A 20,199-nucleotide genomic window follows, 5' to 3' on the forward strand; every position below is an offset into this window, starting at 1 on the left:
ACCCACAACTCTGTCTCCACGACCCACGACCCGCACCCCTCGACCCACGCCCTTCGACCCGCGCGGCAGCTACGTTCTCACCCGGGCGGCCCGCGACTCCAGGTAGCGCCGCTCGGCGATGCTGGCGGTGGCCTTCGCAGCGCGCCGGTAGTGCTCGTAGGCTCCGGCCGTTTCGCCGGTCTTCTCCAGCAGATGCGCCCGTACGGACAACAGCCGGTGGTGCCCGGCCATCCGCTCGTCGCTGTCCAACGTGGACAGCAGGGCCAGTCCGGCCGGCGGGCCCTCCGTCTCGGCGAGCGCGATCGCCCGGTTGAGCGTGACCATCGGGTTGGGGGCGATCCGTTCCAGGATCAGATAGAGGCCGTGCACCTGAGGCCAGTCGGTCTCCCCGGTGGTGGCCGCGTCGGCGTGCGTGGCGGCGATGGCGGCCTGCAGTTGATAGGGCCCCAGCGCGGGGCCGGCGAGCGCCGCCTTGACCAGTTCGACGCCCTCGTCGATCAGCCCGCGGTCCCACTTCGTACGGTCCTGCTCGTCCAGCGGCACCAGGTCGCCGGCCGCCGTAGTACGTGCGTCCCCGCGGGCGTGGGTCAGCAGCATCAGCGCGAGCAGCCCGGTCACCTCGCCGTCGTCGGGCAGCTGCGCATGCACCGCCCTGGTCAGCCGGATCGCCTCGCGCGCGAGGTCGGCGCGGTGCAACTCGGCGCCCGAGGAGGCGGTGTAGCCCTCGTTGAAGATCAGGTAGAGCACGTGCAGGACGACGCGCAGCCGTTCCTCCCGCTCCGATCCCTCCGGCAGGCCGAACGAACTGCCGGCGGCCTTGATGCGCTGCTTGGCCCGGCTGATCCTGGCCCCCATCGTCGCCTCCGGCACCAGGAACGCGCGAGCGATCTCGGCCGTGGTCAGGCCGCCGACCGCCCGCAGGGTCAGGGCGGTCTGGGAGGCCGGGGTGAGCGTCGGGTGGCAGCACAGGAACAGCAGGACGAGCGTGTCGTCGGTGTCCGGTACGTCTTCGGGCAGCACCTCGGCGGCCGTTGCCGCCTCCCGCTCGCGGCGTGCGTGGTCACTGCGCATCTGGTCGATGAGCCGCCGGGACGCGACGGTCACCAGCCAGCCGCGCGGGCTGTCCGGCACTCCCTCGACGGGCCACTGCACGGTGGCGGCGAGAACGGCCTCCTGCACGGCGTCCTCACACCCTTCGAACTGGCCGTACCGGCGTACCAACGTGCCGAGGACCTGCGGCGTGAGCTCACGCAGCAGGTCCTCGATGGGTGGTGCTGTCATGCCTCCAATTGTCCGTCGGCGAACATCACCTGGCGCACCTCGACACCCAGGCCCTCGATCGCGGAGTCCGGGATCTGCGCAGCCAGCTCGATCGCCCGCTCCTTGTTCTCGCAGTCGACCAGGTAGAAGCCGCCCAGGAACTCCTTGGCCTCGAGGAAGGGGCCGTCGGTCACCACCGGCTGGCCGTTGCGTACGGACACCACAGCGGCCTGTGACGGGTCGACCAGCGCCTGTGTGGTGAGCAGCTCGCCGGACTTCTTCAGAGCCTCGATGAACGTGCCGTGACCGGCACCGATCGCCGCCTTCTCCTCGTCGCTCAGCGCGTCGAACACGGCCGGGTTGATGTGCAGGCTGATCAGGAACTTCATCTCGTACTCCTCGTGGTTCTCGAGCCCCGGCGGGGGCCTTCCACCGGTTGGTCGGAGCCGCCGTCGTCGTCTTGACATCCCCGGCCGACACGTTCGCACGAGTTCCGATGTCAAGAAGATCCCGGCCGCTCCGACCAACCGGCGAACCACCGAAAGAAGCCCAGAAAAGCACCAGAGAAGCACCAGCGAAACCGAGAGAACAGGAAGTTCCGGATATGCGAGTCAACCGGGCATGGCTGGGACTGGCCGTCCTCATGCTGCCGACCTTGCTCGTCGCGATGGACACGACAGCGCTGCTGCTCGTGCTGTTCGCGCCCATGGGGCTTGGCGTGGCGGTCGGCACCATGGCCGCACCGGCGCTGGCCCGGTACATGAAGCCGACGACCGCGATCGCCGGCGGGCTCGCGGGGTCGGCGCTGGGCAGCCTGCTCCTGGTCGGGGCCGGCGGGGCGAGCGCCCTGCCGATGGTGATGACCGGCATCACCGTACTGGCGCTGGGCACCGGCCCGCTGTTCGCGCTGGGCACCGGGCTGGTCGTCGGATCCGTGCCGCCGGAACGTGCCGGATCGGCGGCGGCGATGTCGGAGACCGGCAACTACTTCGGGGGTTCGCTCGGCTTCGCACTGCTCGGCGTGGTGGCGTCGGTGGTCTACCGCGACCGGATGGACGGCGCGTCCGACTCACTGCCCGACGCGGTCGCCGCCGCCGGGCACCTTCCCGCCGGCCCGGGCGAGGAACTCCTGCACACCGCGCGGGCGGCGTTCACGGCCGCTCTGCACGTCACGGGAGTCATCGCCGCGGTCGTCTTCGCCGGGCTGGCCGTACTGATCATGCTCATGCGCCCGGCGGCTCCGAAACATGTCCCCGGCACAAGTGGCCGGTACGCACCGGCAGAGGCGGACACGATGACCGGCCCAACGGCGAACCCAACGACGAACCCAACGACGGACGCGACAGCCGGCACAACGGCGAAATCGCTGGAGACCCGGTCCAGAAGGGCTTGAGCCGCCCGGCAGCGGGGAGCGGCCGCTGCGACGGAACATCAGCGACTGAACGGGGGTTGGGTCGCTCCCCACGCGCATGGAAATATCCGCAGGTCAGATGCATCGATGAAGAAAATCAGCGACTGAAGCGACTCGGGGTCCAGGTATATCGAGACATTCGCGTGTGTGCGTGAGCGCGTGTGTGCGTCATATATAGGGAGTTTGAGTCGCTTCAGTCGCTGATTCTTCGGATGTACGCATCTGACCTGCGGTTTTACGAGCAGTGCGGCAAGCGATCGAGCGTGCGTCAGTCGCTGGATGTTCGGTCGCTCGGTCGCTGGGGCTTCTTGTCGATCCACACATCTGTTCTGGCTCATGTTCCTCTCGTCCCCCGCAGGTTTCGCTAATCTGATTTTGCGAGTTGAGTCGCTTCAGTCGCTGATGGGGGAAGTGAATGGCAGCTGAACTGCGGGTCTCGCGCAGCGACCGACGGCAGTTCGTGCGACCTGCGCCGGTCGCATCGCAGTCTCTGACGACAGCCTGGTGGTGTGCGCGCCAGGGCTGGCCGGTTCACCCTCTTGCCCCGGGCCGCAAGACGCCCGTGGGCAACTGCGAGGCGTGCCGCGCCCCGGGCCATGACCGGGCGGAGTGCGCCTGTCTCCGCTCGGGCCGCTGGTGTCACGGATTCCATGCGGCCACGCTCGACTTCGACCGGATCGGGCAGTGGTGGGGCTCCCGCCCCGACCTCGGCGTGGGGGTGGCCACCGGCTCCGCCGGCCTGATCGTGATCGATGTGGACGCGCACGAGCGTGAACTCCCGGACCGGGACCGGCTGTTGCCCGGCGTCGGGATCTCTCCCGGGGTCGACCTGACCGGGCTGGCCAACGGCTTCCACACCTTGGGCGTCCTGGCAGCCCTGCGCGGCGTCGCCAGTCCTGCGGACGACGAGTCGACGCTGCGCGTCCGTACCCCGTCCGGGGGGCTGCACGTGTGGTACCGCAACGACGGCGGCCACCGCTGGCAGTGCTCGGCCGGGTCGGGCAGCGGCCGTGCACTGGCCTGGCAGGTCGACGTACGGGCGCACGGCGGGTACATCGTGGCCCCCGGGACCGTGACCCCCGCCGGGGTCTACCGGCCGGTGGGGACGGTGCGGACGCCCGCTCCGCTGCCCGCCTGGCTCGCCAGGGAGCTGCAGCGCACCGGGCATCTGCCGTCCGCCGCGGTACCGGGGCCCCATCCGGTGCCGCCCCGGGCCCGGCAGGCGGTACTCGCGGCGGGCGCACGGCACGGCTCGGGGGAACGCCTGCTGACGGGAGTCCTCGCCGAGGTCACCGCCTGCGCCGCCGTTCCCGAAGGCGCCGCGTTCTCCGAGAAGCTGAACCGGGCCGCGTACACCGCCGGAGGTCTGGTCGCGGCAGGGCACGTCACCGAGGACGAGGCCGTACGGGCCCTGCGGGATGCGGCCGAGCAGGCCCGCCCGGAGCAGCAGCGGCGCGCTCTGGCCATCATCCGGGGCGGGCTGAGCGCGGGGCGGGCGCGACCGCTGTCCTTCGGGGGGCGCGCGTGAGCGTGGACAAGGAGAGAGTGCTGCCGGGCTTCGACGTCCAGGCCGTTGCCGCGCAGATCCTCGCGCAGCCCGCCCCGGCGCCCCGGCAGAGCGGCAGCTCCACGCGGTACCCGGCCCCTGCCGCCCCCGGGCCGGACGGCGAGGCGACGGCGGACGGGCTGCTGCCCGACACGCTCACCGACCGCGGGAACGCCAAGTTATTCGTCAAGCTCTACCGCAACGACTACCGGCACGTTCCCGGGATCGGCTGGTTCCGGTGGGACAACACCCGCTGGCAGTTCGACGAGGACGACACGGTGATGTGGTCCGCGGGCGATCTGGCGGAGTCCATCGCCACCACCGACCCGCGAGGCGTCTACACGCCGGTCGCCCTGCAGCAGCACCGCCGCCGCACGCTGAGCACCAGCGGGATGAACGCGATGCTGACGCAGGCGAAGTCCGCCCCGGGCATGGTGCTCAACGCGGCGCTGCTGGACGCGGATCCGTACGCCCTGTGCACGCCCGCGGGCGTCGTCGACCTGCGGACCGGGCACATCCGTCCGGCCGAGCCCACGAAGGACTTCCACTCCCGCTCCACCTCGGCCGCGCCGCAGTCGATGCCCACGCCGCGCTGGGACCGCTTCCTGGCCGACACCTTCGGCGAGGACCCCGACGGCGCGGAGATGATCCGCTTCCTGCAACTGCTCCTCGGGTACTCCATCACCGGCGACGTCGGCGGCCAGGTCATGCCGTTCCTGTTCGGCTCCGGCAAGAACGGCAAGTCCGTCCTGCTGGATGTGCTGATGAAGCTCCTCAGGGACTACGCGGACGCGGCGCCCCCCGGGTTCCTGATGTCGCGTCCGTACGAGGGCCACCCCACCGACCTCGCCGAACTGCACGGCCGGCGTGTGATCGTGTGCAGCGAGGTCAAGCCGGGGGACCGTTTCGACGAGGCCCGGGTCAAACTGCTCACCGGTGGCGACCGGATCAAGGCGCGCCGGATGCGGCAGGACTTCTTCAGCTTCGAGCCGACGCACAAGATGTGGCTGCTGGGCAATCACCGGCCCGAGGTGGGCACGGGTGGCTTCGCGTTCTGGCGGCGCATGCGCCTCATCCCGTTCGAACGGGTCGTATCCGACCACCGCAAGATCGACAACCTGGCGGACATCCTCGTCACGCAGGAGGGTCCGGGCATCCTCAACTGGCTGATCGAGGGCGCCCGCCGCTACCTCGGGGGCGACAAGGACCTCTCGGGGCCCGAGCGGGTCCGCATCGCGACCAACGTGTACGCCGAGACCGAGGACCACACCGGACGCTTCGTCAGCGAGACCTGCCAGCTCGAGGGCGATCTGCGGGCGGAGCAGGCCCAGCTCTACGCGGCCTACAAGGGCTGGTGTCAGAATGAAGGGGTTCCGTCGATCTCGTCCAGAGCTTTCGCGGCACGTGTCCGCGAGGTGGTGGGGCTGGCGTCACCGAAGGAAATGATCCTGTCCAACCAGCGCAAGTACTACCCGGGCATCGGCCTGCTCGCGGACGAGGAGACAGTATGAGTGCCCTCATCGCAGAGGACGAGATCGTCCACGAAGTGGACCTCGTCTGGCTCGAGGACATCGACGCGCTCGACTACGTCCGCCAGAGCCTGGACCGCCTGCCGACCCGGCGCGGCCGGCCCGCCTACCACCGTGACGGCAGGATGGTCGGGTACGCCCTGCTGGGGCCGAAGGCGAAGCCGTCCCGCTCTTCCGGTACGTTCAGACGGCGGGTGTTCTGGCTGCTGCCGCATGACCGGGACACCGAACCCGACGGGCTGTACGCGCGTGGGGCGCCGGCGGAGGCCGTGGACGTTCGGACCCTGGCGCCGGGCAGCAAGGGGCACAAGACCGAGCGCTCGGAGGGCGGGCCGATGTCGTCCGCGACGCGGGAGCTCCAGCCGTAAGGCTTTGGCTCGAACCGGCAGGGCTGGTCCAACTGGCTGGTCCAGCTGGACTGGCTGGACTGGCTGGATAAGAAACAGCATGTCCGGTATATTTTTACCCCAGGACAGGCCGCAGCCGTGGGAAGGCGCCGTTGTGCAGGGGGAACGCCGCGTACAGGCACAGGTGGTCGTGGTCGGCGGGGGCCCGGTCGGCATGCTCGTCGCCGCCGAACTGGCCGGATACGGCGTCGACACCGTACTCCTGGAGTCCCGGGCCGATGTGTCCGACCAGCCCAAGGCGACCACGCTGCACGCACGCGCGGTGCAGTCCCTGGCCCGGCGCGGCCACCTGCCGGGGCAGCAGCCCCCGTACAGCGAAGAAGCGGTATCGAGCCCCTTCCACTTCGCGGGTCTGCCCGGCCTGACCATCACCGCTCCCCCGCGCGAACCCGCCCCGATCCTCAAATGCCCCCAGGCCGAGCTCGAGCGGCACTTCGAGGCCCGGGCGCGGGCGGCGGGCGCACGCATCCTTCGCGAACACCGGGTGACCGAGACCGTCCAGGACGACGACGGGGTCCGGGTCACGGCCGACGGGCCGCAGGGGCGCACGGTCTGTCTCGCCGGGTACGTGGTGGGGGCGGACGGCGCCCGCAGCACGGTCCGCGACCGGGCCGGCATCGAATCCGACAGCTACCCGGCCACCGTGTCCGCCCTGATGGGGGCCGTCACGCTCGCGGAGCCGGAGGCGCTCCGCAACGGCTGGCACCGCACGGAACGCGGCTGGCTCGTGATCAAGCGTGACGCGGCGGGCAGGACGCACATCCGCACGCTGGACTGCGGCGGCGCCCACCCGGACCGGCAACTGCCGCCCACCCTGGAGGAGCTGCGCCAGGAGGTGTCCCGGATCGCCGGCCGGGACATCGAGATGGACGCACCGTTCTGGCTCAGCAGGTTCAGCGACTTCGCGCGGCTGGCCCGGACCTTCCGGGCAGGACGGGTCCTGCTCGTGGGCGACTCCGCGCATGTGCACTTCCCGATCGGCGGGCAGGGGCTCAGCACCGGAGTGCTGGACGCCCTGAACCTGAGCTGGAAGCTGGCGCTGACGGTGCACGGCTCGGCTGGCCCGGACCTGCTCGGCACCTACGACCTGGAACGCCGGCCCCTGGCCCGGCGCGTCGTCGACCAGACACAGGCCCAGCTCGCCCTCATGCGGCCCGGTCCCGAATCCGACGCCCTGCGCAGGCTGTTCACCGGGCTTCTGGCGGCGGAGGGCGAGGGCGGCCACCTCAGCGGCCTGATCAGCGCCCAGGACACGGTGCTGCCGGACCCCACCGGGGCATCCGGCACAGCGGCGGGAACGTTCCTCAGCAACACCGCGCTCGGCACGGAAGAGGGCGAGAGCGATGTCATCGGGCTGCTGCGCGAGGGCAGGCCGCTCCTGCTGCTGTTCGGCGAGAAGGCCGAAAGCCACCGGGAGGCGGCCCAGCCCTGGCAGGGAACCGTACGCATCATCAGCGCCCGGCCCACCCCCGATGTGCCGTACGAGGCGGTGCTGCTGAGGCCCGACGGCTACATCGCGTGGGTTCCGGGCGGCTGCGAACTGACCCAGGCACTGTCCGCGTACTTCCTCGCCGACAGCGACGTGGGGCGCCCGTGACTCCGCTGCCGCGGGACGCCCGGCTCTCACATCGCGGGCTCCAGGACGTCCCGCATCTCGGCCGCCTTGACGGCCTCCTCGTAGACCCTGACTCCCCGGCCCTCGGAGAGGTCCAGGGAAGCGAGGACGGAGGGCACGACCGCGCTGGGCAGCACGTGACGCATCAGGGCGGAGACCCGCACCACCAGGTCGCGGTACTCGCAGACGGCCTGCGACATGGCCTGGATACCGGCGAAGGAGCCCACGATCACCTCGGCCGTCTCGGCCGGCGTGATGTGCGGCAGCAACTCACCCTGCGCCTTGGCCTGCTGGAGCAGATCGACACCCACCTCGCCCCAGCGCAGGAACGGGCCGCTGCGGTCGAGGCTCTGCGTCAGCTGGTCCATCGTCAGCCGGACGCCGGCGCGCACCATGGGGTCGGTCTGCAGGCGGTGGGCGTGCAGCATCACGACGTCCACGATCTCCTGCACCTTGGAGGCGCGGAGCGGGACGATGATCCGCTGGTCCTGCTCGCCGAGGACACCCTGGGCCAGGTCTTCCTTCGAATGGAAGTGGAAGTAGAGGGCGCCCTTGGTCACTCCCGCCTCGGTGAGGATCTGGGAGATAGTGGCTGCTTGGTACCCGTGTTCCTCGAAGATCTTGGCCGCTGCCGAAAGAATCGTCTGACGGGTACGGATGGCGCGTAGCTGCTCAGCCACTCTGTCTCCTCCCTCCTCAGGGTGGTCGAACACCGGAAGACCGGTAAAGAAACCGTCCAGTTCGTATCTTACAGGCTGCCTCCGCCATACGGAGGGACCGGGAATATGTCGAAGGAGTTTGCGGCCATGATCCTTGTCACCGGTGCCACCGGAACCATTGGGCGGGAAGTGGTCCGTGAGATCCCCGCTGACCTGGACCTGCGCATCATGGCCAGGGACCCCGGGCGGGTCACAGATGTGCCGCCCGCGGCCGAGACCGTCCACGGGGACTTCACGGACCCGGCCTCGCTGGCGGATGCCCTGCGCGGGGTGCACACCGCCTTCCTGGTGACCAACCCCGGCGGGAACGACGACACATGCTTCCTGCGGGCCGCGCGCGCGGCCGGGGTGCGGCATGTGGTGAAACTGTCCGCGGCCGCCGTGGCGGACCACGGGGCCGAGGACCTCATCACCCGGTGGCAGCGCCACAACGAGGACCTGCTGCGTACGTCCGGCATGGAGTGGACCCTGCTCCGTCCTCGCTCGTTCATGTCCAACGCGCTTTCCTGGGCACGCTCCATCCGCTCGGACGACGTGGTGCGGGCCCTGTACGGAACATCGGCGAACGCCTGCGTCGATCCGCGCGACGTGGCGGCGGTGGCGGCACGGGCCCTCACCGAGGAGGGCCACGCCGGCACGGTCCACACCCTGACCGGCCCTCAGGCCATCACGGCGGCCGAGCAGACGGCTCAGCTCGCCGAACTGCTGGGCCGCCCCATCCGTTTCGAGGAGCTCCCCCCCGACCGGGCACGCACCGCACTGAGCGCCCGCTACCCGGCGGACATCGTCGACGCACTGCTGGAAAGCGCGGAACGTCAGCGCAAGGGCTCCAAGGCCGCGGTGGACGACACGGTCGCCACGGTGCTCGGCCGCCCGGCCGGGACCTTCCACGGGTGGGCGAGCGACCATCTGGGAGCGTTCGGCGGCGGATGACGGCCCCGCGGCGGTACGCGGACCGTCGCTCAGGGCCGGAGCGCCCTCTCCCGCGATCTCACCCAGGCGGTGAAGGCCTGGATCACGTCGATGCGCTCGTCGACGAGCGCATCGAAGCGGAACGAGCTGAACGTCTGCCGTGACCGGCCCGACGTGCCACCGGACCAGGCCGAGCCGGCGTCTCCTCGGTCAGCTACTCCCCCGTTCGCAAGAACCCGCAGCCCGCGCAGACCGGCTACGGCGGAAAAAGACAACCTGGATAACTGCCATGGCGGGCGGGCCAGGGACTCACCGCTTCGGTCCCTTCTTGGTCCCTCTTCAGTCCCTCAGACAAAAACCCAGGTCAGAGGCTTGACGCCTGCTCAAGACAGAGACCGAAGGGACTGAAGGGACTCAACTTCCCTGTTCCACTGATTACGGGTGCGTGTGTATGCGTACCCGCGTATACAGATGTATATATCCCTGAAGCGCTGATAACTGCGACTTCTCAGTCCCTTCAGTCCCTCGAAGAGCAGCCAAACACTCCCTGACCTGGCCTTTTACCGAAGGGACTAGAGAGGGACCGAAAACGCTCAGACCCTTCGGTCCCTCCCTTGGTCCCCCTCGGCTCCCAACCCGACACGCCCGGCTCGAAAACCTGGCCGGTCTGTTCGGAGGCGGACGGCCACCCCAACTCCCCAGGTGGCAAAGGGACTGAAGGGACCCAAGGCGGGGAACAGTCCCGCCCCTGCCGGGGTGGCTGCTGTAGGCTCTGAGCCGATTGGAAAACTCAGTCCCTTCAGTCCCTTTGCCTGGCGGTAGAAACGCTGTGACCTGGCCTTTCTCTCAGGGGCTGAGCAAATTGTTGGCCCCTCGACAAGGACAATCAGCGTGCCGCGTCAACGTGAGACCAGTGGTTCCCGCCGGGCGGCGACCACCAGTCCTTACGACGTTGCCTGCTGGTGCGCCGCGAACGGCTGGCCGGTCCACCCCCTGGCAGCCGGCCGTAAGACTCCAGCCGGCAACTGCCAGGCCTGCCGCGACGAACCCCACCGTCCCGCGGACTGCCCCTGCCTCCCCGCAGGCCGTTGGTGTCACGGCTTCCACGCGGCGACCACTAATCCGGCGCTCCTGGCGGCCTGGTGGGGCAAGAACCCGGCGCTGGGCGTCGGAGTCTCCTGCGGCCCGGCAGGCCTCGTCGTGCTCGACATCGATGCTCACAGTGCCGAAGTCCCGCACCGCGACCAGCTCCTGCCCGGCATCCCCATCCACGAGAGCGTCGACCTGGCAGGCCTGGCCTCAGGCTTCGACACCCTCGCCCTGCTGGCGGCGCTCCGAGGCCACCAGAGCCCGGCGGACGACGCCGACACCCTGCGCGTACGGACTCCGTCGGGCGGACTCCACGTCTGGTACCGCACACCGCCCGAAGGGCCGCGCTACCGCTCCTCGGTGGGATCCAGCCCCAAGGTCGCCCTCGCCTGGCAGGTCGACGTCCGGTCAACCGGCGGCTACATCGTCACCCCGGCCACCCGCACGCCCACCGGGACGTATACACCGGTCGGCCCGGCACGTCTGCCCGCCCCGCTCCCCGACTGGCTCGCTGCGGAACTCCTGCGCACCGGCCACCCGATGAGCACCGAGCGCGCCCCGGTCCCGGCTCCCCGCCCCGTATCCTCACGACCAGCCGGGCAACGCGCCGACCGGCTTCTGGAGCCCCTGCTGGCCCAGGTGGAAGCGTGCGCGGCCGCCACGGAGGGAACCGCCTTCACCGAAAAGCTCAACCGTGCCGCCTACACCGCCGGGGGTCTGATCGCCGGCGGCCACCTCACGGAAAGCCGGGCACGCGAACTGCTCACCACAGCCGCCGATGCCGCACGCCCCTACCGCAGCCGGCACAACCTCTCCGTCATCGCCTCTGCCCTGTCCGCCGGCGCCGCCCGGCCGCTTCATCCAAAGGGACGCCCATGAGCAGCGCCGGCAGCAGCCCACGCTTCGACGCCACTGCCGCAGCACAGCAGATGCTCGCTCTCGAAGTCCACGAGGGCCGACCCGGCCTGCCCGCCCAGCAGAACACCTCCGCCGTTCACGAGCCGCCCGCGACGGAGGGCCGCCTTCCGGGACTCCTCACCGACCGCGGTAACGCCAAACTGTTCGCGATGATGTTCGGCAACCAGTTCCGCCACGTCGAAGGCCTGGGCTGGTACCACTGGGACCAGTACCGCTGGAAGCGCACCGGCGGCGAGAAGGCGGCTGTCTGGGCAGCCGGTGACCTGGCCGAGCAGATGCCCGCCACCGACCCCACCGGTCAGTTCACCGCACGCGACCTCGCCTCCCACCGCCGGCGCTCCATGTCGACCCCCGGCATCAAGGCGATGCTCACCCAGGCCAAGGCATCCCCGGCGCTCGCCCTGGACCCCGACATCCTGGACGGCGACCCGTACGCCCTGTGCACCCCCGCAGGCGTCGTCGACCTCCACACCGGCCACCTCCACAAGCCGGACCCCGAGGCCGACATGCACTCCCGGGCCACCAGCGTCGCCCCGGAGGCAATGCCCACCCCGCGATGGGACCGCTTCCTCCACGACACCTTCGGCGACGACGCCAAGGGCGAGGAGACCATCCACTTCCTCCACCTGCTCCTGGGCTACTCCGTCACCGGCGACGTCGGCGCCCAGGTGCTGCCCTTCCTCTACGGCACGGGCGCCAACGGCAAGTCCGTCCTGCTCGACGTCATGACCCAGATCCTCGGCGACTACGCCCAGGCCGCCCCGCCCGGCTTCCTGATGGAGAAGGGCAAGTTCTCCGAGCACTCCACCGAACTCACCGAACTCCACGGCCGGCGCATCGTCGTCTGCTCCGAGCTCAAGCCGAACGACAAGTTCGACGAATCCCGCGTCAAGCTTCTGACCGGCGGCGACCGCATCATGGCCCGCCGCATGCGGCAGGACTACTTCAGCTTCAACCCCACCCACAAACTCTGGCTGCTCGGCAACCACCGCCCCGAAGTCGGCACCGGCGGCCACGCCTTCTGGCGACGCATCCGCCTCATCCCCTTCGAACGCGTCGTGCCCGCCGCCCGCAAGATCGACAACCTGGCCAAGGAACTCGTCCAGAGCGAGGGCCCCGGCATCCTGCAATGGCTCATCGAGGGCGCCAAGCTCTACCTCGTCACCCGGGACCCGCTGACCGGACCCGCCACCGTCCGCACGGCAACCGAGGCCTACGCCACCACCGAGGACCACATCGGCCGCTTCCTCGCCGAGTGCTGCACCACCGACTTCCCCGACCGCGGGACCGACCGCTCCCCCGGCGACCTCCGTGTCGAACAAGGCCTGTTGTACGCGACCTACAGCAGTTGGTGCAGCGCCGGGGAAGGCATCCGGCCCGCCACCGCCCGCGCCTTCGCCACCCGTGTGCGCCAGGAACTCTCCCTCGCCTCACCCGCCGACATGATGAAGTCCAGCGGCAAGAAGTACTACCCCGGCCTGGGACTCCTCGCCGACGACGACTCCAGGGCCGGCCATGTCTGACCCACGCACCCGGCACACATCCGCCGGACCGGCCTACCATGGACACGGTGCCCCCACCCGGGAACGTGCTCACACCGACCCCGGCCCTCTCCCGGCCGGCCGAAACACAAAGGGGCTGCAGCCATGAGCTCGCTGCTGAACGAGAGCGATCTCCACCACGAGAACGCAGTGGTCTGGCTGGAGAACCCCGACAACCTCGACTACGTACGCCAGGCCCTGGACAAGACCGCACGCCGCCGCGGCAAGCCCCGATACGAACGCGACGGGCGCATGGTCGGCTACACCGAACTCGAGGCCCGCACCGAAGCCGACCCCGACAGCGGCCTCCACCTGCGCAGGGTCTTCTTCCTCCTCCCGCACGACCGCGACGCCGACCCCGACGGCCCGTACCACGAGGGCGCCCCCGGCGAAGCCGTCGACCCGAGCACCATCCGTCCAAGGCGCGTCGGCGACAAGACCCCCCGCTCCCAGCGCGGACTGGCCGCGGCGATAGAAGCCACCACCTGAGCGCGGTCGCGACAGCCGCGGTACCGCACGTCGAGGGTGAGGCGCCGGCCGCTCAGGCCTCCGCCTTGGAGCTGCATGCACCGGACCTCGCTCCCTGATCCGGCCTGATCGAAACGAAAGCCCCTAGGCGGAACCGGTGGCCCTGGTAGGCAGAGCCTGCTGATAGAGCGCCACCAGTGCACCGTGCACGGGCTGGTCCTCTGCGTCTTCCTCGGCCTCGTCCACCAGTTTGGCCAGGGCCTCGCCGAGTTGTGCTGCTTTCGCGGGGCTGAGACGCAGATGGCGCAGCGTCAGGCGGGTCTCAGCGGGGGAACGGTCCAGCTCCTGGGCGACAGCGGCGAGCATCGCGGCGGTGCCTGCCGCTTGAGGCTCGGCGACGACCATGTGGCGGGCCGTGCGCTGGTAGTACTGCTCGGTTCCGCCGCGGACCTTGCGGGTCTCGGCGACGTGGACCAGCCCGGCTTCGCGGAGCACTTTGAGGTGGTGGGCCACGTTGCCCTTCTTCGCGTCCAGTTGCGCCGCAAGCTGGCTGATGGTGGCAGGCCGGTGCCCCAGGGCGAAGAGCAGCCGCTGACGCAACGGGTGGGCGAGCGCAGCGAATTGTTCAGGCGCACCGATCTCCTGAACGTCCTGCGGGGGCGGCTGATAGGGAGGGTGGTCGTCCATAGAGAAAGTGTCTAACTCTCTTGACGCTTTCGCAAGGCCAGTGCTCTACTCCCTGCCATGACGACTCTGACGAATCTTCCGCCCGCCCCGGTCATCGACGAGACAGCCCGGCTGCTGACCGAGCACTACGTCTTCCCCGAGATAGCCGAGCAACTCGCCAGCCTGCTGCAACGACGCCTCGCCGAAGGGGCCTACGACGTCGGTGGCGCCGAGGAGCTCGCCCGTCTGGTCACCGCGGACCTGCAGTCCGTCAACGGCGACCGACACCTGAGACTGAAGCACCACGCCGCCCCGGTCTCCCCGAAGCAGGGGGCGGCCACCCTGGACTCGATGCGCCGGGACTTCGATACCTCTCTGGGCGGTGCGCCCCTGGTGGAGTTGCTCGATGGAGGGGTCGCTGTAGTGAAGCTGGCACCGATGCTGTTTCCGCTGGACTGGGCCGCCGAGCCGCTGAGCGCCGCGCTCACTCTGGCCTCCCGCGCCCAGGCGCTGATCGTGGACCTTCGCGCCAACCGGGGCGGCGACCCGGACACGGTCGCCTTCGTCTGCAGCTACCTGCTCGACGAGCGCACCCACCTCAACACCATGTACTGGCGCGGCGGCGAGCGGAGCGAGCAGTCCTGGAGCCTGCCGCACGTTCCCGGCGTGCGCTTCGGTGGCAGCAAGCCGTTGTATGTGCTGTCCAGCGACAGCACCTTCTCTGCCGCTGAGGAGCTGGCGTACGACCTGCAGCAGCTCGGCCGCGCCCTGGTCGTCGGCGAGCGCACCCGCGGCGGCGCACATCCGTGCAAGGGCTGGACCGTGCACCCACACCTGGAAGCCACTGTCCCCGTCGGCCGCGCCATCAACCCCGTCTCCGGCACGAACTGGGAGGGCATCGGCGTGCAGCCGGACATCCCTTGCGCCGCTGCTGACTCCCTCGACCACGCGCACGCGTTGGCCCTCGCCCGACTGGCAGGCTGACCCAGTCCAGCCCACCGACAGCACCGCACGCAGTGCCGCCCGTATCAGACATTGTCGGTGAGCCACGACGGACCAGCGAGTACGAACAGCTGGCCGCTGACTTGAACAACCCTGACCTGACCCGGACAGACCGAGACGGGCCCGACTCCAGCGAGACAGGTCACTCACGCTCTACGGCCGCACTCGACGAAGGTTCAATCTCCGCCCGGGGTGTTGCCTTGCCATTGACCATGGGGTGAGTAAGGTACCCGCATGACCGTCCCATACAGCCCAGATGATCGGGAAAAGGTAGTTGCGAAGCTGCCGGCCTCCCTACGGCAAGAACTCAAGATCCGCGCAGCCGAGTTGGGCGTGGACATCAAGGACGCCGTCACCGAAGGTGTCCACGCCTGGAGAATCGAAGACTCCCCGCGGCCGCAGGTCGACACGTCCGGCGGCGCCTCCTTCGCGACCTACCTTCCCGCCGGGCTGTACGGCCAGTTCAAGGACGTATGCAAGGGCCGCGGGATCGCCTTCAACCAGGGCATGGCACAGTCGATCCGGCTATGGCTCGACAGCAACCCCTCCCCCCGCCGTGTCCCCCGCACAACCGGAGCCCGGCGCCTGATCTTCGGCAACCAGAAGGGCGGCGTGGGCAAGACCGCGACGTCCGCGGGCGTCGCCGAGGCGCTTGCCGAGGCCGGACAGCGCGTCCTGCTCATCGACTTCGACCCGCAGTGCCATCTGACGAAGCAACTGGGCTACCCGATGCTCGACATCGACAACCCGAGCCTGGCCAAGCACATGCTCGGGGAAGGCAGGGGAAAGCTGCGCGACCTGCTCGTCCCGATAGAGGAAGGAAGCTTCGGCGGCCGCCTGTTCCTGCTCCCCGGATGCAAGGACGCGTTCCTGCTGGACGCCAAGCTGGCAACCACCCGGCACGTACGGATCAAGGAGACCGCTCTGGAGAAGGCGCTGGAGCCGCTCGAGGGCGAGTTCGACTACATCGTCATCGACTGCCCGCCCAGCCTGGGCTACTCCATGGACACCGCCCTGTACTACGGCCGAACCCGCGACAGTGAGGAGCCCGACGCCTCCGGCGTCGTGATTCCCGTATTGGCCGAGGACTCCTCCGCCGACGCCTACGACATGCTCTTCGACCAGATCGAAGACCTGACCGCCGACCTCGACGTCGACATCAGCAAAATCGGATTCATCGTCAACATGTACGACAGCCGCAAGGGCTACATCGCCACCTCCTCCCTCGAAAGCTGGAAGGCCATCGGAGACCCGCCGGTGCTGGGCGTGATCCCCGAACGCAAGGAACAGCGCGAGGCGGCCCGCCTGAAGCAGCCGCTGCTCACATCGGCCCCCGACTGCGAGCAGGCCGAGGTCCTGCGCACGATCGCACTGGCGGTGAACCGATGAAGGCAGCCGACCGACTGGGAACGGGCTCCTCCTTCGGAAACGTTCCCCGCGGCCGCAGCGCACGCGGTCGCGCCAAGGCCGTCACCCAAGGCGACGTGCCCGCATACGAGCTCGTCCGCCTGCGGCTGAACGAGGTCGCCCCCACCCCCCTCAACCCGCGGCGGAACTTCGGCACCAAGGAAGAACTGACCCGCTTCGGTGAGGAACTGCGAACCGCCCAGCTCGCCGCCTGCGTGGCCGTCTCCCGTGACGTCTACCTGAATCTGTGGCCGGATCACGAGAACCGGATCGGCGACGCCGACCACATCCTCGTCAACGGCGAGCGCCGCTACCGCAGCGCCTCCCACGTCGGCTTGGACGCGCTGGACTTCGTTGTCCGGGATGAACTGGCGGCCTCGCGAGAGACGTTCATAAACCACCTGCTCAAGGAGAACCTGGACCGCGCGGACTTCGACATCATCGAACGGGCGCGAGGCATCAACGAACTCGTCGAGGTCTGCGCCGAGGAATCGGCACGCGGAGCCCGATCCCGGGCTGCGGAGAACCTGGGCAAGGACCGTTCCTGGGTCACGCACCAGCTGTCGCTGCTCGAGCTGCCCGAAGAGATCCAGCAGATGCTCAGCTCCGGCGACCTCCCGGAACGCGACGGGCGCCTCCTCGTCCGCCACCTGAAGGACCACCAGGGCCTCATGTCCGCCGCAGATCTGCTGCAGGCGCTGAAGGACGAGAAGACGGCCCGGTCCTCTGAACGCGAGGCAGAGCGCGCCCTCCTCGCAGAGGCGAAGAGTCGCACCCAGCCCGCAGCAGAACCGGAGCAGCACGACAGCCCCTCCCCCTCCCCCGCCCCGGCAGACCTGGACGCCACAGAGACGACGACTGAGTCTCCGACCGCGCTGAAGCCGGCCGACGACACTCACGCAACACCACCCCACCGCGCAGTCCCCGATCCCAAGCACTCCCCCACACGAACCGGTGTGCCGATCGACCGACCCGCAACCGTGGTTCCGGTACAGAACAAGGAACGGCACCCCGCCGCGCCAACAGCTCGGGCAGTGATCGAGTTCGGCCACGTGCAGCAGGTGGCCGATGCCCTGGCCGACCACATGTCCGCAGACGAGCTGACAGAGCTGGCCAACCTGCTGCTGGAACGGGCGGACAGCGAGTAGCTCCCCCGCTGTGAAGTGAGGCCCAATGTTGTACGCGTACAACATCCGGAAGGCCTCCGGGCGCACGCAAATGTTGTACGCGTACAACATTTGCGTGCGGGCTGGCTTCGTCGACACGGTCTGAACGACATCCCAGAAGAGCACGTGTGGCAGGACACCGTCCTTGTTGGTGCTCACCAGCTGAACATCTCGCTCCATAGAACCTCCCCAGGCGTTCGGAGCCTGTCTCCGATGAGACCCGTGAATCTTCACTGAGACAGGTCAGAACGAAAGCACCGGCCCAGCCTTGGCCTCCCGAAGGACTTCTCGGATGTTGTACGCGTACAACGTTGACGGGCTGGGGGAGGTGGCGGCGGGATGTTGTACGCGTACAACGTTGACGGGCTGGGGGAGGTGGCGGCGGGATGTTGTACGCGTACAACATCCACGCTCTGCCGAGCCCTTGGACGCCAGGCCCAGTAGGCGGGACGAGGACGGCGCAGAGGAGGAGTTCCGCGCCGGGCCCGCGGGCGAAAGTCAGGGAGCAAGCAAGGGGCCGAAGGTCTCGGCGGCGATCTCCTCGGCACGGGCTGGCCGACGACGCGGCCGGGAACCTCGGGATGTGCGTCCATCCAGGCGCGGGCGGTGGCGTTGCTGGTGAGGAAGTTCAGAGGTCGCGCACACCCACACCGTCGATCGCCGCACGCAGGGCTGCCTCGCTCGGTGCCCCGGCGGCTGTGCCGACAGCATCCCGAAACAGGCGGCACGACACCGACGGCACCACCCCGGCCGCGGCGAACGGGTCGATGCCGTCCAGCAGGATCGTCGGCGAGCCGTTCATCCCGAGTGCGACTGCCTGCTCCTGGTCGTGCACCTCGACCAGGACCACTTCAGCCGCCCGTCCCGCTAGCGCGACGGTGACACGCTCGACCGCCGGCACCGCGTTGGGGCACCCCGGAACTGTCAGCACCGTGATCCGCATCGCCGTCTCCTCTCAAGTCTTCAGCCGTACATCATGACCGTAGACCTTCCAGTGCGATGGAAGGTCAAGGCGTAGCCTGGAGGTATGCGCATCGGAGACCTCGCATCCATCAGCGGGCTGAGCACCAAGACCATCCGCTTCTACGAGCAGTCCGGTCTGATGCCCGCGCCGCCGCGCACTCCAGGCGGCTACCGCGACTATCCTGCCCGGGCCGCGGTCCGACTTGCCTTCATCCGCGACGCCCAGGGCGCCGGCCTGACCCTCGCCGAGATCCGCTCCGTCCTCACGCTCCGCGACAGGGGCCAGGCGCCTTGCGGACACGTCACTGCGTTGATCGACGAGCGCTTGAAGGACATCGAGTGCCGCCTGGCCGAACTGGCCAAGACCCGCGACGCGCTCACCGCTCTCGCTCGCCGGGCCGCCGCCACCGATCCGGCCGCCTGCACCAAGGACGACATCTGCACCATCGTCACGTCGCCGCAGGAGTCACTCGCCGCCCCTCACAATTGAAGGTCTGTAAGAGTTCCGCGAAAGCGCCGCGCGTGGAGACCAGATGCAGACCGAGCCTGCCCATCCGCTCGTCGAGGACGTAGGCGGTCCGGTTCAGGTTCCTGCGCTGGTCGTACAACGACACCACGGCAACACCCCGACCATGATGCAGCCAGCGTCGGGCGTTGCCTGGCGTGAGCAAGGCAGGTCAGCTCGGTGATCGCCTCCGGGCAAGGCTTGATGTACCGGCACCGAGGCGCGTGAGGCCGGCGAATGGCTATGCGCGTCGTGTGGGTTGCAGTGGTTGGTGACAGGGTTTTCAGGGTGGTTTTTGCCTGGTGGGTGGGTGGGTTGTGTCGTGTCGTTTTTCTGCTGATGGCCGGTGTCGTTTCCCGCTGAAGGATGGCTGTCGTGTGTGTGGGGGCTGGTCGTGCGGGCTTTGATTGTGTGGATTGCTGGGTTGTCACTCGTTGGTGGGATGTGGTGTTGCGTGGTGGAGTGAGGTGTGTGGCCGTGGGCAGCGTTTCCGGGGCGGGGATGGGCGTCTGCGGGAGGGGCTGATGGCAGACAGTGATGCCGGTGGCTTCATCGATTGGGTGCTGCCGGCTGGTGTGGGGCGGGAGGCGGCGGTCACGCGATTGATGGCGCTCGATGGTCGCGGTGACGAGGTGAGCTGGGTCGGACAGCAAGATGAGGTGTAGCGATGTGGGCCATCCCGGGCACGCCCCACATCTACCATCGCTACATGCTGCATCAATATGATGCAGCAGCCGAACCAACCACCCCCACCCTCCCCGTAGCCAGCCAACCCGCGAAGCGGGTTTTTGGTCCCTGCAGGCGAAGCCGGAAGGGGCCCTGGGGATGGAGCGAAGCGGAATCCCCTTTTGGCGCCCCGCCAAAGGCGGGGCGCCAAAACCCCCCTGACACAGCAACACCAAGGTCCCCGCGAAGCGGGGACCCATCCACCGGTGCCTGGAGCGAAGCGGAGGCGCCAGCCCGTGCGAAGCACGGGCACGGAGAGCGAAGCGAACCGCACCAGCCCCCGCGAAGCGGGGGCCCCCGCTTACCCATCGCGCAGCGATGATGCCGTCAGCGGCCGCCCCGTTCAATG

18 protein-coding genes and 1 pseudogene are annotated in these 20,199 nt (G+C 69.1%); 14 read left to right on the forward strand and 5 right to left on the reverse strand.

Features of this window, described 5'->3' with window-relative positions:
• Positions 1 to 69: 69 nt before the first annotated feature.
• Positions 70 to 1,281, reverse strand: a complete 1,212-nt coding sequence (locus OG782_RS37655) for a DUF6596 domain-containing protein (RefSeq protein ID WP_331742384.1) — start codon at positions 1,279 to 1,281, stop codon at positions 70 to 72.
• Positions 1,278 to 1,649, reverse strand: a complete 372-nt coding sequence (locus OG782_RS37660) for a YciI family protein (protein WP_331742387.1) — start codon at positions 1,647 to 1,649, stop codon at positions 1,278 to 1,280. Before OG782_RS37660 ends, OG782_RS37655 begins: the two co-directional genes overlap by 4 nt.
• 299 nt (positions 1,650 to 1,948) lie before the next feature.
• On the opposite strand from OG782_RS37660, the pseudogene OG782_RS37665 reads away from it, so the two are divergent.
• The 5 genes and pseudogenes from OG782_RS37665 to OG782_RS37685 form a co-directional block, all read left to right on the forward strand.
• A pseudogene (locus OG782_RS37665) lies at positions 1,949 to 2,491 on the forward strand (MFS transporter); the annotation flags it as partial.
• A 595-nt stretch (positions 2,492 to 3,086) separates the two neighbouring features.
• Entirely contained in the window at positions 3,087 to 4,199 is a 1,113-nt protein-coding gene (locus OG782_RS37670; RefSeq protein WP_331742394.1) for a bifunctional DNA primase/polymerase, read from the forward strand.
• A 2-nt stretch (positions 4,200 to 4,201) separates the two neighbouring features.
• Positions 4,202 to 5,728 carry a phage/plasmid primase, P4 family gene (locus OG782_RS37675; RefSeq protein WP_406459581.1) on the forward strand — a complete coding sequence of 509 codons (1,527 nt, stop codon included), beginning with the start codon at positions 4,202 to 4,204 and terminating at the stop codon, positions 5,726 to 5,728.
• A complete protein-coding gene (locus OG782_RS37680) occupies positions 5,725 to 6,114 on the forward strand; it encodes a DUF6009 family protein (RefSeq protein ID WP_331742401.1) in 390 nt (129 codons plus the stop codon). The genes OG782_RS37675 and OG782_RS37680 overlap by 4 nt, the downstream gene beginning before the upstream one ends.
• Before the next feature lie 133 nt (positions 6,115 to 6,247).
• The gene (locus tag OG782_RS37685; protein ID WP_406459583.1) at positions 6,248 to 7,750 is read left to right on the forward strand and encodes an FAD-dependent monooxygenase; all 1,503 of its coding nucleotides are present in this window, start codon (positions 6,248 to 6,250) and stop codon (positions 7,748 to 7,750) included.
• A gap of 26 nt (positions 7,751 to 7,776) precedes the next feature.
• Here the strand turns inward: OG782_RS37685 and OG782_RS37690 are convergent, their stop codons facing one another.
• Positions 7,777 to 8,448 (reverse strand): ScbR family autoregulator-binding transcription factor, encoded by a 672-nt coding sequence (locus OG782_RS37690; protein ID WP_331742406.1) that lies wholly within the window; start codon positions 8,446 to 8,448, stop codon positions 7,777 to 7,779.
• A 126-nt stretch (positions 8,449 to 8,574) separates the two neighbouring features.
• On the opposite strand from OG782_RS37690, the gene OG782_RS37695 reads away from it, so the two are divergent.
• The 4 genes from OG782_RS37695 (at position 8,575) to OG782_RS37710 (ending at position 13,436) form a co-directional block, all read left to right on the forward strand.
• Complete coding sequence (locus OG782_RS37695) at positions 8,575 to 9,420, forward strand: NAD(P)H-binding protein (protein ID WP_331742462.1); 846 nt, start codon at positions 8,575 to 8,577, stop codon at positions 9,418 to 9,420.
• An 870-nt stretch (positions 9,421 to 10,290) separates the two neighbouring features.
• Positions 10,291 to 11,367: a bifunctional DNA primase/polymerase gene (locus OG782_RS37700; protein WP_331742409.1), complete on the forward strand. Its 1,077-nt coding sequence runs from the start codon at positions 10,291 to 10,293 to the stop codon at positions 11,365 to 11,367.
• Complete coding sequence (locus tag OG782_RS37705) at positions 11,364 to 12,929, forward strand: phage/plasmid primase, P4 family (protein ID WP_331742413.1); 1,566 nt, start codon at positions 11,364 to 11,366, stop codon at positions 12,927 to 12,929. Before OG782_RS37700 ends, OG782_RS37705 begins: the two co-directional genes overlap by 4 nt.
• A gap of 123 nt (positions 12,930 to 13,052) precedes the next feature.
• Positions 13,053 to 13,436, forward strand: a complete 384-nt coding sequence (locus OG782_RS37710) for a DUF6009 family protein (protein WP_331742416.1) — start codon at positions 13,053 to 13,055, stop codon at positions 13,434 to 13,436.
• Positions 13,437 to 13,559: 123 nt separating this feature from the next.
• Here OG782_RS37710 and OG782_RS37715 read toward each other — a convergent pair whose 3' ends face one another.
• Complete coding sequence (locus OG782_RS37715; protein WP_331742419.1) at positions 13,560 to 14,102, reverse strand: winged helix-turn-helix domain-containing protein; 543 nt, start codon at positions 14,100 to 14,102, stop codon at positions 13,560 to 13,562.
• Positions 14,103 to 14,159: 57 nt separating this feature from the next.
• On the opposite strand from OG782_RS37715, the gene OG782_RS37720 reads away from it, so the two are divergent.
• The 3 genes from OG782_RS37720 to OG782_RS37730 all read left to right on the forward strand — a co-directional run bounded on the left by OG782_RS37720 (position 14,160) and on the right by OG782_RS37730 (position 17,638).
• Entirely contained in the window at positions 14,160 to 15,065 is a 906-nt protein-coding gene (locus OG782_RS37720) for a S41 family peptidase (protein ID WP_331742422.1), read from the forward strand.
• A 252-nt stretch (positions 15,066 to 15,317) separates the two neighbouring features.
• Positions 15,318 to 16,472 carry a ParA family protein gene (locus tag OG782_RS37725; protein ID WP_331742425.1) on the forward strand — a complete coding sequence of 385 codons (1,155 nt, stop codon included), beginning with the start codon at positions 15,318 to 15,320 and terminating at the stop codon, positions 16,470 to 16,472.
• 95 nt (positions 16,473 to 16,567) lie between these two features.
• Positions 16,568 to 17,638 (forward strand): ParB/RepB/Spo0J family partition protein, encoded by a 1,071-nt coding sequence (locus OG782_RS37730; protein WP_406459588.1) that lies wholly within the window; start codon positions 16,568 to 16,570, stop codon positions 17,636 to 17,638.
• 646 nt (positions 17,639 to 18,284) lie between these two features.
• Here OG782_RS37730 and OG782_RS37735 read toward each other — a convergent pair.
• Complete coding sequence (locus OG782_RS37735; protein ID WP_331742431.1) at positions 18,285 to 18,599, reverse strand: thioredoxin family protein; 315 nt, start codon at positions 18,597 to 18,599, stop codon at positions 18,285 to 18,287.
• 84 nt (positions 18,600 to 18,683) lie between these two features.
• Between OG782_RS37735 and OG782_RS37740 the strand changes: the two genes are divergently transcribed.
• Together OG782_RS37740 and OG782_RS37745 are read left to right on the forward strand one after the other, a co-directional pair.
• Positions 18,684 to 19,109, forward strand: coding sequence for a heavy metal-responsive transcriptional regulator (locus OG782_RS37740; RefSeq protein WP_331742433.1), 426 nt, complete (start codon positions 18,684 to 18,686; stop codon positions 19,107 to 19,109).
• Positions 19,110 to 19,648: 539 nt separating this feature from the next.
• Positions 19,649 to 19,789, forward strand: coding sequence for a hypothetical protein (locus OG782_RS37745; protein WP_331742436.1), 141 nt, complete (start codon positions 19,649 to 19,651; stop codon positions 19,787 to 19,789).
• Positions 19,790 to 20,199: the final 410 nt, after the last annotated feature.

Origin of the sequence: Streptomyces sp. NBC_00876 (genome assembly GCF_045207435.1) — a bacterium.
Classification (GTDB): Bacteria; Actinomycetota; Actinomycetes; order Streptomycetales; family Streptomycetaceae; genus Streptomyces.

Excerpts from the sequence above, each read along its gene's own strand:
- OG782_RS37655 (WP_331742384.1), bottom strand. The coding sequence starts at position 1,281 with ATGACAGCACCACCCATCGAGGACCTGCTGCGTGAGCTCACGCCGCAG.
- OG782_RS37660 (WP_331742387.1), bottom strand. The coding sequence starts at position 1,649 with ATGAAGTTCCTGATCAGCCTGCACATCAACCCGGCCGTGTTCGACGCG.
- OG782_RS37670 (WP_331742394.1), top strand. The coding sequence starts at position 3,087 with ATGGCAGCTGAACTGCGGGTCTCGCGCAGCGACCGACGGCAGTTCGTG.
- OG782_RS37680 (WP_331742401.1), top strand. The coding sequence starts at position 5,725 with ATGAGTGCCCTCATCGCAGAGGACGAGATCGTCCACGAAGTGGACCTC.
- OG782_RS37695 (WP_331742462.1), top strand. The coding sequence starts at position 8,575 with ATGATCCTTGTCACCGGTGCCACCGGAACCATTGGGCGGGAAGTGGTC.
- OG782_RS37705 (WP_331742413.1), top strand. The coding sequence starts at position 11,364 with ATGAGCAGCGCCGGCAGCAGCCCACGCTTCGACGCCACTGCCGCAGCA.
- OG782_RS37710 (WP_331742416.1), top strand. The coding sequence starts at position 13,053 with ATGAGCTCGCTGCTGAACGAGAGCGATCTCCACCACGAGAACGCAGTG.
- OG782_RS37715 (WP_331742419.1), bottom strand. The coding sequence starts at position 14,102 with ATGGACGACCACCCTCCCTATCAGCCGCCCCCGCAGGACGTTCAGGAG.
- OG782_RS37720 (WP_331742422.1), top strand. The coding sequence starts at position 14,160 with ATGACGACTCTGACGAATCTTCCGCCCGCCCCGGTCATCGACGAGACA.
- OG782_RS37725 (WP_331742425.1), top strand. The coding sequence starts at position 15,318 with ATGACCGTCCCATACAGCCCAGATGATCGGGAAAAGGTAGTTGCGAAG.
- OG782_RS37735 (WP_331742431.1), bottom strand. The coding sequence starts at position 18,599 with ATGCGGATCACGGTGCTGACAGTTCCGGGGTGCCCCAACGCGGTGCCG.
- OG782_RS37740 (WP_331742433.1), top strand. The coding sequence starts at position 18,684 with ATGCGCATCGGAGACCTCGCATCCATCAGCGGGCTGAGCACCAAGACC.
- OG782_RS37745 (WP_331742436.1), top strand. The coding sequence starts at position 19,649 with ATGGCAGACAGTGATGCCGGTGGCTTCATCGATTGGGTGCTGCCGGCT.